The 14,018-nt window shown below is 28.7% G+C and carries 13 protein-coding genes and 1 pseudogene; 3 read left to right on the top strand and 11 right to left on the bottom strand.

The window, feature by feature from the left end:
- Window positions 1–5: 5 nt before the first annotated feature.
- On the bottom strand, window positions 6–590 hold the full coding sequence (locus tag COL3_RS00570; protein ID WP_008426800.1) for a 5-formyltetrahydrofolate cyclo-ligase: 585 nt from the start codon (window positions 588–590) through the stop codon (window positions 6–8).
- A gap of 262 nt (window positions 591–852) precedes the next feature.
- Between COL3_RS00570 and COL3_RS00565 the strand changes: the two genes are divergently transcribed.
- A complete protein-coding gene (locus COL3_RS00565) occupies window positions 853–1,470 on the top strand; it encodes a HutD family protein (RefSeq protein WP_008426798.1) in 618 nt (205 codons plus the stop codon).
- Between the two features lie 74 nt (window positions 1,471–1,544).
- Here the strand turns inward: COL3_RS00565 and COL3_RS00560 are convergent, their stop codons facing one another.
- The 5 genes from COL3_RS00560 to COL3_RS00540 all read right to left on the bottom strand — a co-directional run bounded on the left by COL3_RS00560 (window position 1,545) and on the right by COL3_RS00540 (window position 7,011).
- Window positions 1,545–1,961 (bottom strand): hypothetical protein, encoded by a 417-nt coding sequence (locus tag COL3_RS00560; protein ID WP_008426795.1) that lies wholly within the window; start codon window positions 1,959–1,961, stop codon window positions 1,545–1,547.
- Window positions 1,962–2,139: 178 nt separating this feature from the next.
- On the bottom strand, window positions 2,140–4,143 hold the full coding sequence (locus COL3_RS00555; protein WP_008426793.1) for a methyl-accepting chemotaxis protein: 2,004 nt from the start codon (window positions 4,141–4,143) through the stop codon (window positions 2,140–2,142).
- Between the two features lie 253 nt (window positions 4,144–4,396).
- Window positions 4,397–5,188 (bottom strand): ABC-2 family transporter protein, encoded by a 792-nt coding sequence (locus tag COL3_RS00550; protein WP_008426791.1) that lies wholly within the window; start codon window positions 5,186–5,188, stop codon window positions 4,397–4,399.
- 5 nt (window positions 5,189–5,193) lie between these two features.
- Window positions 5,194–6,012, bottom strand: a complete 819-nt coding sequence (locus tag COL3_RS00545) for an ABC-2 family transporter protein (RefSeq protein ID WP_008426789.1) — start codon at window positions 6,010–6,012, stop codon at window positions 5,194–5,196.
- Window positions 6,013–6,015: 3 nt separating this feature from the next.
- On the bottom strand, window positions 6,016–7,011 hold the full coding sequence (locus COL3_RS00540) for an ATP-binding cassette domain-containing protein (protein WP_008426786.1): 996 nt from the start codon (window positions 7,009–7,011) through the stop codon (window positions 6,016–6,018).
- A gap of 187 nt (window positions 7,012–7,198) precedes the next feature.
- Here COL3_RS00540 and COL3_RS00535 point away from each other — a divergent pair, with 187 nt between their 5' ends.
- Window positions 7,199–7,870, top strand: coding sequence for an AraC family transcriptional regulator (locus COL3_RS00535; RefSeq protein WP_008426785.1), 672 nt, complete (start codon window positions 7,199–7,201; stop codon window positions 7,868–7,870).
- Window positions 7,871–8,003: 133 nt separating this feature from the next.
- On the opposite strand, the gene COL3_RS00530 is transcribed toward COL3_RS00535, so the two are convergent.
- Window positions 8,004–10,265 carry a glycogen/starch/alpha-glucan phosphorylase gene (locus COL3_RS00530; protein ID WP_008426782.1) on the bottom strand — a complete coding sequence of 754 codons (2,262 nt, stop codon included), beginning with the start codon at window positions 10,263–10,265 and terminating at the stop codon, window positions 8,004–8,006.
- Window positions 10,266–10,591: 326 nt separating this feature from the next.
- Between COL3_RS00530 and COL3_RS00525 the strand changes: the two genes are divergently transcribed.
- Entirely contained in the window at window positions 10,592–11,659 is a 1,068-nt protein-coding gene (locus tag COL3_RS00525) for a lactonase family protein (protein WP_008426780.1), read from the top strand.
- 77 nt (window positions 11,660–11,736) lie between these two features.
- On the opposite strand, the gene COL3_RS00520 is transcribed toward COL3_RS00525, so the two are convergent.
- From COL3_RS00520 to COL3_RS00505, 4 genes and pseudogenes are all read right to left on the bottom strand, one after another.
- A complete protein-coding gene (locus COL3_RS00520) occupies window positions 11,737–12,366 on the bottom strand; it encodes a class I SAM-dependent methyltransferase (RefSeq protein WP_008426778.1) in 630 nt (209 codons plus the stop codon).
- A gap of 117 nt (window positions 12,367–12,483) precedes the next feature.
- Window positions 12,484–12,939, bottom strand: a complete 456-nt coding sequence (locus COL3_RS00515; RefSeq protein WP_008426776.1) for a GyrI-like domain-containing protein — start codon at window positions 12,937–12,939, stop codon at window positions 12,484–12,486.
- A 286-nt stretch (window positions 12,940–13,225) separates the two neighbouring features.
- Window positions 13,226–13,459: pseudogene (locus COL3_RS29170) on the bottom strand (GNAT family N-acetyltransferase); the annotation flags it as partial.
- Window positions 13,449–13,955: an NUDIX domain-containing protein gene (locus COL3_RS00505; protein WP_008426774.1), complete on the bottom strand. Its 507-nt coding sequence runs from the start codon at window positions 13,953–13,955 to the stop codon at window positions 13,449–13,451. The pseudogene COL3_RS29170 and the gene COL3_RS00505, both read right to left, overlap by 11 nt.
- Window positions 13,956–14,018 lie beyond the last annotated feature (63 nt).

The raw sequence follows: 14,018 nt of genomic DNA, 5'->3' as shown, positions 1-14,018 counted from the left end.
ATCAATTATCCTATAAATTCCTTCTCAGTTATAATAAAATCCACTGGAACATCCTGCTCACTCATTGGAACCTTATCTAGTACTTGAAGGCTATAGGCCAATGCTAATTTCGTTATTTTTTTTATATTATCACCATTAATCTTCTTAAAAAATCTATCATAGAAACCTGCTCCATAACCCATTCTCCCGCCGTTTCTATCAAAAGCTACCCCTGGAACTACTATTAAGTCTAATTCATTAGGATTTATATGAGGATCTTTTTTTGAAGGTTCTAAAAGTCCATAATTGGTTTCAATAAGGTTATCAAAAGACTTAATTTCAACTGCGTCCATGATTCTAGTTTCAAATTCAGTCCTCGGTATATATATTCTCTTATTATCTTTCAAAGCTTTACAAATTATACTTTTAGTATCTATTTCCGAATCATATGATATATAAATAAATATATTGGTTGCTTCTTTGTAATACCTGCTCTCATAAAGTTGGTCTGATATCATTTTATCCATCTTCTCTTTTTCAGTTGTATTCATATTTTTACGTTTTATTAAAATCTCTTTTCTTAATGCCTTCTTATTTTCAAAGATGCTCATAATATCAGCTCCTACGATTATATTTTTATTTGATAATAAAATTAAATGTTATTTTCTATGATAATTTACCATATTAATTATAATTTTACTTATTAATTTGTATTATGTCCATGATTTTATACATGTGATAGTACTTCTAATCCATTATTTATATATTGTTTTAATAAATTATATTTTATATGTACTTATATTTATTGATTATACATATATCTTTTAATATAATAAGATGAAAATTAAATATGCATTCAAAGGAGAGTAATTTATGAATTATAATGTTGAATTAATTAAGCAAGATAAATTTAAACCAACATTTTGGTCCGGCGGCATGGCTACGGAATTAACAACATACCCGTCAAATTCTAACTATGCTAGTAGAAATTTTCTATGGAGACTTGGAGTGGCTAAGATAGATATACCTGAATCTACTTTTAGCAGCCTGCCAAAAGTTTCACGAAAATTCATGGTTACTGAAGGTCAAATAACTCTCAATCACGAAAATAAGTATAAAAAATTACTTAATCCTTTTGATCAAGATAACTTTATGGGTGATTGGAAAACTACAACTTATGGTCAAGCTTCTGTTTTTAATTTAATGACACGAGAAAATTACAATGGTGAATTAATCCATTTAAATATTAATCCTAAAAAAAATACTAAATTTAAATATAATGCTTTACTAGGTAACGATTTAGTGTCAGTCTGCTTTTATGTTACTAATGGAAGTTTCAAATCAATTATTAATAATAAAATTTTTAAAGTTAATGCCAATGACTTGTTATTATTAAAAGACATAACTTCAAATTCTATAGAGGAATTAATTCTTGTTAACTGTTCCTCACAAATTACTCACATAGTAACAAGCATAATATATCGCCAGTAAACATTATATAAAGGTACAATCTCAAATTATTACTTCTAATTTGAGATATTCCTTTTTAATTTTTTTGAAAAATACTATAATTTAAATTCTTTAACTTTAATCTCAGGTCTCCTAAAGACTATTTCCTTCTTTATTTCATAAGTCTCTTTGTCTATAGTAATCCTATAAATATCCGGACAGCCTTCTTCTCTCCACTTTCTCATATATTTTGCTGTTGCATCTATGTCTGTATAATAATTTTGATCATATACATCCGAAAATTCTAAATAAGATAATATACTATTTTTGTCTAAAATTAAATTTTCCTTATTTATATTTTTACATATTGGAATAAAAAATCGTAAAGGCACTTCATATTCATATCTTCCTTTAATAGTTTTTGCTTCCATTAGAGCTCTTTTAAATAAAATATTCTCCTTATTAGCTTCATCAACTTTTAATTTAAATATTAATTTTCCGCTCTTGCTTTTCTCTAATTTTACCTTGATCATTTGCTCACCATCTGTCTTAATTTTTATATATCTTCTTTTATTTTATCATGACTAAGCCTAGCTGTCTAAAACCAAAAAGCACCATTAAACAATATATAAAAGAAGAAACACTTATTGTAAAAAAATAAATATAGGTGTTTCTTCTTTAATAATAGTATTAAGTTATCATAAGCTATAATTAATTAATTTTGAATTTTTCTAATTCCGAATCCAATTTTTCTGCTAATACCTGAAGTTCATCTGCATATTTTGTAAATCTATCCATAACAGCAGTTATCTCTTCAGTTGAAGCCGTTACTTCTTCTGATGCAGAGGCAGTTTCTTGGGAAATGGATGAAATATTTTCAATTTCTGATACTGCACTTTGCTTCTTTTCATTTACATCAGTGATAGATAATTTTATTTCTTCAACCTTATTTATCATTGTTTCAATTGCTTTAAGGATTTCTTTAAATATTTCTTGGGTTTGATCTACTGCTAAATCTTGTTCATTTACTACATATTCAGTAGATTTAATCGCCTTAACAGCTGTATCAGATTTTTTCTGAATATTTGTTATAATCGCCTTAATCTCTTCAGTTGATGCTTTAGACTCTTCTGCTAATTTTCTTATTTCTTCTGCTACAACGGCGAAACCTTTGCCCGCTTCACCTGCACGTGCAGATTCTATACTTGCATTCAATGCTAAAAGATTAGTTTGCTCTGTTATTTCAGATATGGTTTCAGATATGGTATTTATTTTCTTAGTACTTTCATTCATATCTGCAACTATATCATTAACTTCAGTAGTAGCTATTTTAGTTTTATGTGATTTTTCTATTAATGTATCTACCATGGATAAGCCCTTTGCGCCTAATTCCTTAGTACTTATAGAAAGTCTATCCATTTCGTTAGAATTTGTACTAATTTTGTCTAACTTACTTGATAGTTCATTCATCTCTGAAACTCCATTTTGAGCATTTTGTGATTGATTTGTTGCGCCTTCTGAAACTTCCTCTATAGCCTTTGCAACTTCTGCTACTGACGCAGTTACCTCTTCCGACATACTTGCAAGGTTTGATGAAGTCTCAAGAACAATTTTAGATGACTTAGTAACATTATTCATAAGTTCTGCTATATTCTGTATCATCTCATTAAAAGAATAAGCTAAATCCATAAATTCATCCCTTGTTGATGGAACTATAGATACAGTTAAATCTCCACTTGAAGCTTTTCCGAATACCCCTTTTAAATTTTTAATATTTTTTGCTATACCCTTGCTTAGTATTAAAGATAATGCTATAGAAATTAAGAATATAACTGATACTATGATTAGCATTGTTACCAATATTGAATTTGTATCATTAGAAATTTCTTTTTCATCTAATGTAGCTACAAGCTTCCACCCAGTAACATTGTTTGTTGCATAAGCTCCAAACTTCTTAACATTATTATACTCATAAGTTACAAATCCACTATCAGATGATTTTGCTTTATCCCAAAATGATTGCTTAGAAGCTGCATCTGTACCCAATAAATCTTTGCTAGGGTGCGCAATCATATACTTTCCATCAACATCAGAAGCAAATACATAACCAGTAGCTCCTATCTTCTTAGAAGCAATTTTCTCTGTAAGCGTGTCTATAGAAATATTCATTGCGCAAACACCTACCACTTTATTGTCTTTTTCAACAGTCCTAGCTATGGAAACAGTGTTTTTACCTGTTTGACTGTCCTTAAACGGTAATGTTACAATTACTTGCCCCTTGTGTTCTAGTGCCTGCTTATACCAAGGTCTCTCAGTTGGATTATATCCATCTGGCATTTTATCATTTGGGTATATTTGAAATCTACCATCAGCGGTTCCAAAATACACACTAAATGCATCATTATTGCTTTCTTTTACATTTTGCAATAGTCCTGGTATATAACTATATGGTTCACTGTTTTCAGCATTAACGAAATTATAATTGGTTGACAGCATTTTAACAGTATTTGAAAAACCATTAAAGTAGTTATCTATTCCATCATTTACTTCCGAAAGTGTTTGCTGGCTTGTCACTTTTAATTTCTCATTAAGAATTGAATTTGCCTGCCAATAAGCACCATAACCTAATATTATTAGTGGAATTACACATATCCCTACTAAACTAATAATCAATTTAGTACGTATACTATTAAACTTGAATTTTTTTGATTTCACTTTACTCCTCCTTATAGGTAATGAATATTATTTTCATCATTATTTTTTGTATTTTCTGCAATTTATTACATATGATTATTATTATCGTCTTATACTTACACTTCTTTAGAAATAATTAATTATTTTATTAAATCTTTAATAAAATAAAGTCAAAATATAGGATATTACTCATTCAAAATTTAACTATATTAATTAAAAATTTAAAAAAAACAGGTCTTTCAACCTGTTTTAATTGTAATTAATATTTTGTTTTCTAACTTCCAGAGCTTTCATATTTGTTAATCCCTTTAAGCCATATTAAATATGAAATACATAATCCGATAATAGCCACTAGAAAAGTCAATATAACTCCTGAAAATAAACTTCCCTTTCCTAAAAAATAAGCACCTGGATAATAACCAGTAAATGCAAATGGAATTATAAACGTCAGTATATTTCGTATTGTATTAGGGTAAATGCCAATTGGATACCTAGTAAAATTACTTAGCTGATATGTCATAAATAAATACGACTGTGCAAATTTAAGCCAGAAAGCTATAGACGCTACTGCAAGCTTTATTGCTGTATATATTAAGCTTCCACATATAACAGCAAATATAAATAATACTAGCTTGCTAAATGTAAAATTAATACCTAAATTATTAGAGGATATAACAGCTAAAATTATTCCTATTATTAATTCACCAAATCCATCTGGTTGAAATCTTTCTGCCAAAACCTGAAACAATGGATTTAACGGTCTTATTAAATATCTATCGAAATTTCCATTAACTATTATATACCCACTCAGCATCCATAGATTATCTGTAAATATATGATCAATTCCTCTTGGTATTTGTGAAAATCCATATATAAATAATATTTCATAAAAACTCCACCCACTTAAATTCGGAATTGTATTAAAAATTAATTTAATAAATATTATATTTGCTCCCTGAACTAAAGTAAAACCTATTAAGCCTAAAATAAAATCAGCCCTATATTCAATTAATGATTTTATATATTGTTGTAAAAATTTATTATATAGAATTAAATATTTCTTCATTTAAATTATCCCCCTAAAATAGTAATCTTTTTAATTAGGGTATTCCACATAACTCTTGCTATTACTACTAATATTATCAGCCATGCCACTTGAACTGCTATTTCTTTAATTAATTCAGCGCCTGTTAACTTACCCAAATAAATCATAGTAGGTGTATATATCATTGAACTAAACGGAAAAAAACTGAATATCCCTTGAACTGCTTTCGGGAAGAATACCAGTGGAATTAAAGTCCCTGATAATAATTCTGATACAGCCCCCATCATTTGCGACAATCCCCACATGTTAGTTATTTTAAACGAGAGTAATCCGAAAGCATATCTATAATATAAATTTATGAGCATCCCTAATACTGCACTTACAAAGTAAAACATAATATTAACTAAATTTATACTTCCCGTATATTTATAATACAAAATCGTTATAACTATGAAAGAGGCTACAAATATAACTATAAAATTATACATGATATTACCGAGCCCTTGAAATATCATTCTTTTTTCATAGCTAATTGGCCTAATTAAATTAATTGCAATTGAACCATCTTTAACTTCTCTATACATATCCTGAAGTATATCTGCTGATATAACTAAAGAGGTAATGAACGATATTAAAATATATATGATCATTTCATTTAGAGAAAATCCATTCATTATATTATTTTGAGAACTCCCATACACTGCCTTCCATAAATAATAAGTTACTGCAAGCATTACTGCTTGACCTAATATAAAAATAACTGCATCAGCCCTATATGATAATTTTCTCTGGAAAACATTTATTGCAAAGGGTAGATAAGTCTTTAATTTCCTGCTTTTACTCATTATCTACACCTCATTTCTATATATTTTTTTAACTATTTCCTCAATGCTTGTCTCATTCACCGAAAAATCTATAATATTGCTTTTCTCCATTAACCTGCCTATAATCTCTGTAGTTGAGGTATTATTTTTATTAAAAGTTACTGTAAGTTTATTTTCATTAATATCAAGTTTTATGTTTTCTTCATCCAATTCCTTGATATATTCCACCTCATCTAACTCAATTTTTTGTTTCATTTGTATTTCTATATTAGTCATATATCCATACTTTTCTTTTATTTCTTTCAGCCCGCCATCATAAATCAGTCTTCCAGAATCAATTATTATTATACGATTACATAATTCCTCTATATCATTTAAATCATGTGTTGTTAGAATGACTGTTGTTTCATAATCTTCATTTATTTTTTTAATTGCTTTCCTAACTTTATCTTTAACAACTACATCCAATCCAATTGTTGGCTCATCTAAATATATTACTTTTGGATTATGTATAAATGCTGCTGCAAGATCTGCCCTCATTCTTTGTCCTAATGATAAAGTTCTAACAGGACTTAACATAAAAGGTTCTAAGTCTAATACTTCATTAAGAAATTCCATTCTTTTTTTATACTCTTCTTCTTCAACCTCATAAATATCTTTTAGAAGCGAAAAGGTTTCCGATAAAGGCAGGTCCCACCATAACTGAGTCTTTTGCCCAAATACTACTCCTACATTCTTAGCATTATCCTGTCTATCTTTATACGGTACTTTTCCATTTACTAAAACCTTTCCACTAGTTGGAGTGAGAATACCCGTCATCATCTTAATAGTTGTAGATTTTCCTGCTCCATTTGCACCAATATATCCAACAATCTCTCCGTCATTAATTTTAAAACTTATATTATCAACTGCAACTTTATTGGTATATTCCTTTGAAAAAAATGATTTTATTGCCCCTTTGAATCCAGGATATTTCTTATTCATCCTAAATTCTTTTTTTAGGTTTTCAACTTCTATCATGCTATTCACCTCTTTCTTTTTTGCTTATTTAAATTAATTTTAATATAGTTAATATACATCGAAAGATATTTAACCCACTTATGGCAATTATATCAAATAAGCTTGATTTTATTTGTATATATTTAATATAATATGTATATATCTCATGTAAATATTAAAATTAATAACTAGATAGGATGGATGTATATTGGATAACTCTTTCAAATCAGATATGGATATTTTTAATAATGATATCTATTTTTTAATTGAGCTTAGAGCAAAACCGCAGATATTAGAAATAGTTAAACAGAAGCATTTAGCAGAAATTGCTGATGAAATACCAATACAGGATAAGAAAAATGATTTGATCATTTGGAATGCTATGTATACTCGAGAGATAGTTGAAAATGGTATTTTAACTAGATACCTTCATCCTGTGTACAATAAATTTTATGATTTAATTCCAGCCCTCAATACTTTGCAGGCTCTTCAAGAGCTTGAAATACAAATGATAGATACATATATCAACTTGCTTATAAACGATGTTGAGGTTAAAGATAACTTCGTAATTAATAGAATATTAAAGCATCTTCATCTCAATATAGAAAGCCAGATTTCACTAAAAAAATTAGCTAGCGACTTAAATTTATCTGAAGGTTACATATCTGATTGTTTTAAAAAGCATATGGGAATGACTATTATGAAATATGCTAAGAAAATAAGAATAGATAGAGCAAAGGTTTTGCTTGTGACTACTACTAGTAGTATTTTAGAAATAGGTTTAACTCTAGGTTTTCATGATCAAAGTCATTTTCATAAGGTCTTTAAATCTTTTACTGGGGTTTCACCTTCTGAATATAGAAATAATAATTTTGGATAAAAAGCATAGCTTTTAATTTAGCAAAAGAAGACTAAAAATTTGAACTCTCAAATTTTTAGTCTCTTTTATTAGTTGAATTTAATGCTTACCGGCATCGATACCAATCAAGTCAAGTTTAACTTAATATTAGCAATTATAACTTCCAAATATCTTCATTATATTGAGCAATTGTACGATCTGAAGAGAAGAATCCTGCTTTGCTGATATTAATTAATACTTTTTTATTCCAAGCTTCTCTATCTTCATAATCTTTAAATACGATATCTTTAGTCTTAATATAATCTTCTACATCAAGTAAAGTCATGAACCAGTCTTTATTAACTAATTCTTTATGAAGTCTTGTAAGGTTTTCTTCATCTCCAACTTCTAACATTTCATCACTTATAATAAAGTCAACTAGTTCTTTAATTGCTGGTTTCTTATAGAATTCCTTAGAAACATAATCTGCCTTCTTGTAATGTTCAATAACTGTTTCAGAAGATTCACCAAATATATAGATATTTTCATCTCCAACTAATTCATGAATTTCAACGTTAGCTCCATCTTCAGTTCCTAAAGTTAATGCACCATTTAGCATGAACTTCATGTTACCAGTACCTGATGCTTCCTTAGATGCAAGAGAAATTTGTTCTGATACATCACAAGCAGGTATTAACTTAGAAGCCTTAGTTACATTATAGTTTTCAACCATAACAACTTTTAAATATTTATTAACTTCTGGATCGTTATTAATTATTTCTTGTAGACAAAGAATAGTATGAATTATATCTTGTGCAATTATATAAGCTGGTGCAGCTTTAGCTCCAAATATCATTGTTATAGGAGTAGTTGGCTTATTACCGCTCTTTATATCTAAATACTTGCTAATGATATAAAGTACATTCATTTGTTGTCTCTTATACTCATGAAGTCTCTTAATTTGAATGTCAAAGATAGAATTTTCATCAATTTCTACACCTTGAGTTTCTTTTAAGTATTTCTTTAATGCAACCTTGTTTTCTCTTTTGATTTCTCCAAGTTTATTAAGTACAGCTTTATCATTTATAAACTTTGCTAATTCTTCTAACTTAGTAGCATCCTTCTTATATCCCTCTCCGATAAGTTCTGAAATATAATCAGCTAATTTGTTATTACAGTGAATTAACCATCTTCTAAAAGTTATACCATTAGTCTTATTATTGAATTTTTCTGGATATATATCATAGAATGGTTTTAGCTCTTCTTCTTTTAAGATATCAGTATGTAGCGCAGCAACTCCATTAACGCTGTATCCATAGTGAATATCCATATGAGCCATGTGAACTCTCTTATCTTTATCTATAATAGCTACTTTTTCATCTTTAAACTTAAGCTTAACTTGGTTGTCTAATTCTCTGATTATTGGTAATAAATGTGGTACAACCTTTTGTAAGTAAGCTATTGGCCATTTTTCTAAAGCTTCTGCTAATATTGTATGGTTAGTGTAAGCACAAGTCTTTGATACTATTTCAATAGCCTCTGACATTGGTATTCCCTTTTCTCCAAGTAGTCTTATTAATTCAGGAATAACCATAGATGGATGAGTATCATTAATTTGAACTACAACATGTTCATATAGTTTATGAAGATCATATCCATTTTCTTCTGCTTCAAGTAAGATTAATTGAGCAGCATTGCTAACCATAAAGTATTGTTGATAAATTCTTAATAAATGTCCTGCTTCATCACTATCATCAGGATACAAGAATAATGTTAAATTCTTCTTAATATCTTCTTTATCAAAGTTAATTCCTTCTTTAACTAAAGTTTCATCTATTGTATCTATATCAAATAGACGAAGTTTATTTGAAGCTTCTTGATCATAGCCAGTTACATCTATATCATATAGTGTTGAAGTAGCTGTAAATCCTGCAAATGGAACTTCAAATTTAATATCAGATTTATTTAACCAGCTTTCGCTTGTTATCCATGGATTTTTAATTGTTTTTTGTTTACGATCTTCAAAAACTTGTTGAAATAATCCAAAGTGATAGTTTAATCCAACACCATCTCCATTTAAACCTAAAGTCGCAATTGAATCAATGAAACAAGCTGCTAATCTTCCAAGTCCACCATTTCCTAATGAAGGTTCTAATTCAATTTCTTCAATTTCAGTCAAATCCTTACCATTCTTAGCTAAAACATCTTTAACCTCTTCATAAAGGCCTAAATTAATTAAGTTATTAGATAATAATTTACCAATTAGGAATTCTGCTGAAATATAGTATAACTTTTTCTTCCCCTTATTAGCTCCTTTTTTCTTAATTGTACCCTTTGATAATTCTAATAATGCTAAATAGATTTCTTCATTACTCGCCTTGTTAATTGCTTTATTAAACCTTTTCTTTAAGATTTCACTTAAATTCTTTTCTAACATAATTATTCTTCCCACCTTAATTAAATTATTTATTTTTATACCCATGAGTAATATCTTCGATTTAGCCTTATTATATCAATTTGTGTATAATCCGATTGTATATTTATCATGTTTTTTGTATATTTATCATATGAATTTAGTTTCGAATATATGTAAATAATGGGCTCTATAATAATTTGTATTTTTATTATTAATTTGCTATTATAATATATAACTTATAGAATGATATTGTATTATCATATTACTTGCATAGATATGATTTAATTACCGACTTAAACATTATTGTACGCACTTTATCTTAAAAAAAACAAATGGAGGTAGTCATTATGGAAAACGGAAAATATATTGCTTATGTTGGAACGTATACTTATGGTGATAGTAAAGGTATATATAAACTTACGCTTAATGAAAATGATTGTAAAATAGAAGATATAGAACTTGTTAGTGAGCTTGCACATCCTACTTACTTAACAATTAATAAAAATAATACACATCTTTACTCAGTTGTAAAGAATAATGAGAATGGTGAAAAAGGAGGAGTTGCAGCCTTTGAAATAAATCCTGCTAATTATAGCCTAACTCCTCTAAATTATAGCCTTAGAAGTGGCAAATCACCTTGTCATATAATTCTAGATAAAGCCAATGAATATGTATTTACTTCAAATTATCACAAAGCAGAACTTATTTCCTATAAAATTGCTTCTGACGGCAGCATTGAAAAAGATTTAGACACTGCAGTTCATGTTGGCTCTGGTCCTAATAAACCTAGACAAGATAGCGCTCATATTCATTTCGCTGATTTTACCCCTGATGGAGAGTATATATATACTATTGATTTAGGATTGGACAAGCTATCTTTATATAGCTTAAAGGATGGATATCTAAAAGAGGATTCTGACAGAAGTATAAATTTAAAACCTGGTTCTGGTCCAAGACACATGGATTTTCATCCAAATGGTAACTTTGCATATTTGCTTACTGAGTTAAGCTCAGAAGTTTCAGTGTTAAAATATGATAAAGTTAATAAAACTTTTGAAGCAGTTCAATATATATCTATGCTTCCTGATGATTGCTCCGTTGAAAGTACTGGTGGTGCAATTCATCTTTCTTCTGATGGCAGCTATTTATACACTTCAAACCGTGGATACGACAGCATAACTGTATTTAAAGTTGATTCAATCTCTGGAAAATTGACTTTTGTATCAAATACTAAGCTGCAAGGTAAAGCTCCACGTGATTTTTCCCTATCACCTTCAGGTAAATTTTTAATTGCAGCAAATCAAACTACAAACAATGTTGAATTGTATTCAATTGATAAATCAACTGGAGAATTAACGTACTTAAACATTTCTGAATATATACCAAACCCTGTTTGCATTAAGTTTTTAAATTAATACAAAAGCTAGGCACTTCAAAATTCCTTAAAGTGCCTAGCATATATATCTTATTATTTAATTTCTACACCTATAAATTATAGTTCTTTTTTACATTTTATCACTATAAATTTAAATGGAGGTTTATTTTCCATATTCTTATGTGGCTCAATAATTTCAAAAAATTCTATTAGTCCATATTCTCCAAATTCTTGCTTTATTGAGTCAGAATCATAAAAAAACATTTTTAACCCTTCCATTATCTCGAAATAGTCTTTATCCAGCTGTTTGCCCTTTCCAAACATTGGAGCTTCTCTTGAAATAGTAGTAAAAATCATATATCCGCTTGGCTTTAACTGATTATAGCAATCTTTAATAAACTTATTTCTCTCACTATTATTTAATAAGTGAATAAGTGCATAACAAAATATACCGTCATAAAGTTTGTTATCAAAAGGCATATCAGTTACTGAACCATGAAAAATATTAATATTAAGCCCTTTTTGTTTTGCCAAATCAATCGCTGTTTTTGAAATCTCAATACCTGTTACATTTATTCCGTTGTCAATAAAAATCTTTGCGTTTCTACCATATCCAATACCAGGTATCAATACATCCTTAACTTTCTTTTCAATGAAAAAGTCCTTTGTTAAAATTGCTGAGTCTGAAGGTTCAAATCCCCACATCATTTGATTTTCTATAAAACTTGTTTCCCAGAATTCTGTCATACTCTATCTCCTTTATATAATTATGTTATAGATAGCCTCTATAATAACTATCTTATTAAGAGGCTATATTTTTTTACCTATAATCTTTTTTTGTAGGAAATTTGTTTTAATATCCTTTTATAATATTGGTACACAAATTTCACAATGATGCTTATTTATCATCTCCATTGCATATCGTTCAAGAATGGGCCTTCTATCATCAAATTCATAATTTCTTTTTGATAACTCCGAAAATATCTCCATCCATGCTTTTTGCATAGCATCTGCTGTATGACTTATTCTAAACACACAATATTTCCCACCGATAGTTTTTCCAAAATTAATATACTTATTATCAACCTCAAATTCCTTCGAAACAACTAAACAAGCATCATAGCGACAATCTTTAGGTTCTGTAATCTTAGGATTATCTTGAGCTATTCCTAATATAATTGAATTTTCATTTAATAAGTCTCTTTCTCTAGCCCAACTTTTTAATTGTTCCATTACTTGTACATTCTCTGAACCGTAAGGACCTGTTTTTCGCATATAAGCAATTTTGTATGATGGTATCATTTCAATATTAATATTCATAACTTACCTTCTTTTTAATAGAGTACATCGATGCCTGAATTCATCATATAATGCTTTAAAATGCATTTCAACTTATATTTTAAAATTTCTAAATTATAATTTTTATTCCATTTAAGAACATTCTATACTAATAAGGTGAACTATTTGAATCAATAGAATAAAGTACATGCTCCCTTAGAGGACTCCCCTCAATAATATTCGGATGTTCAAATTCCATAACTTTTGCCATACCAATCTTCTTCATTACATTTTCTGATTGAATATTTATTTTTGAAGTGAAACTATATATTTTATTGAATTCTAGTGTTTCTAATCCATATTTTAAACATGCCTTTGCCCCTTCTGTTGCAAATCCGTTAGCCCACGCTTCATACTTAAGTCTCCAGCCTATTTCAATACAAGGAGTAAATTGAAAGTTGAAGTTTGGTAAGTGGAATCCAATAAAGCCGATAAAATCATTATTATGTCTCGTTTCAACTGCATAAAGGCCATAGCCGTAATTTCTAAATTCATCTTGAATTATATTGTCTAATTGAATCCAAATATATACTTATTCTCTCTTTATGTGACTGTACATATTTATCAGATTCAACAAAGCTCAGAAACTCTCCCTTAGTCAACCACAAATATGATATAGTTTCCCCTTCTTGAAGTATAATAGACTCTTTATCACAATCAGTTTCACACAAGTAGCCATAAAATATTGTCTCTTTGCTCATGCATTTATATATCTGCTTTAATTCTTTTGCTTCAATACCTGTTTCTTCTTTAAGTTCTCTAATTGCTGCAGTATTCGGTTCTTCACCTTTTATTGCACTACCACCAGCACTTGCTTCATATAGTCCAGGAAAATTAGGCTTTTTCCAATCTCTTTGCATAAGCAGATACATTCCATCTTTATGTTTAACTATTATTTCACTTACCAAATGAAATAATCCTTTAGGAATTGCTTCTCCTCGAATCAAATCACACCCAGCAAGTGTGCCATCTTGTTTATATGCATCCCATATTTCCATGATCTAATCACCTCTCCAAACTTACAATCTAAATAGCTATATTTTTAATTTCCATACCTTTTT

Source organism: Clostridium sp. LS, assembly GCF_002760435.1.
In the GTDB taxonomy this organism is placed as follows: Bacteria; Bacillota; Clostridia; order Clostridiales; family Clostridiaceae; genus Clostridium.
The sequence above is the reverse complement of the archived record's forward strand: the minus strand, read 5'-3'. Positions and strand labels throughout refer to the sequence as shown.

What these genes read in the sequence shown, in the direction of transcription:
- COL3_RS00540 (WP_008426786.1), bottom strand. Translation starts at nt 7,011, where the DNA reads ATGATAGAAGTTGAAAACCTAAAAAAAGAATTTAGGATGAATAAGAAA.
- COL3_RS00520 (WP_008426778.1), bottom strand. Translation starts at nt 12,366, where the DNA reads ATGACAGAATTCTGGGAAACAAGTTTTATAGAAAATCAAATGATGTGG.
- COL3_RS00550 (WP_008426791.1), bottom strand. Translation starts at nt 5,188, where the DNA reads ATGAAGAAATATTTAATTCTATATAATAAATTTTTACAACAATATATA.
- COL3_RS00525 (WP_008426780.1), top strand. Translation starts at nt 10,592, where the DNA reads ATGGAAAACGGAAAATATATTGCTTATGTTGGAACGTATACTTATGGT.
- COL3_RS00505 (WP_008426774.1), bottom strand. Translation starts at nt 13,955, where the DNA reads ATGGAAATATGGGATGCATATAAACAAGATGGCACACTTGCTGGGTGT.
- COL3_RS00570 (WP_008426800.1), bottom strand. Translation starts at nt 590, where the DNA reads ATGAGCATCTTTGAAAATAAGAAGGCATTAAGAAAAGAGATTTTAATA.
- COL3_RS00560 (WP_008426795.1), bottom strand. Translation starts at nt 1,961, where the DNA reads ATGATCAAGGTAAAATTAGAGAAAAGCAAGAGCGGAAAATTAATATTT.
- COL3_RS00530 (WP_008426782.1), bottom strand. Translation starts at nt 10,265, where the DNA reads ATGTTAGAAAAGAATTTAAGTGAAATCTTAAAGAAAAGGTTTAATAAA.
- COL3_RS00545 (WP_008426789.1), bottom strand. Translation starts at nt 6,012, where the DNA reads ATGAGTAAAAGCAGGAAATTAAAGACTTATCTACCCTTTGCAATAAAT.
- COL3_RS00565 (WP_008426798.1), top strand. Translation starts at nt 853, where the DNA reads ATGAATTATAATGTTGAATTAATTAAGCAAGATAAATTTAAACCAACA.
- COL3_RS00515 (WP_008426776.1), bottom strand. Translation starts at nt 12,939, where the DNA reads ATGAATATTAATATTGAAATGATACCATCATACAAAATTGCTTATATG.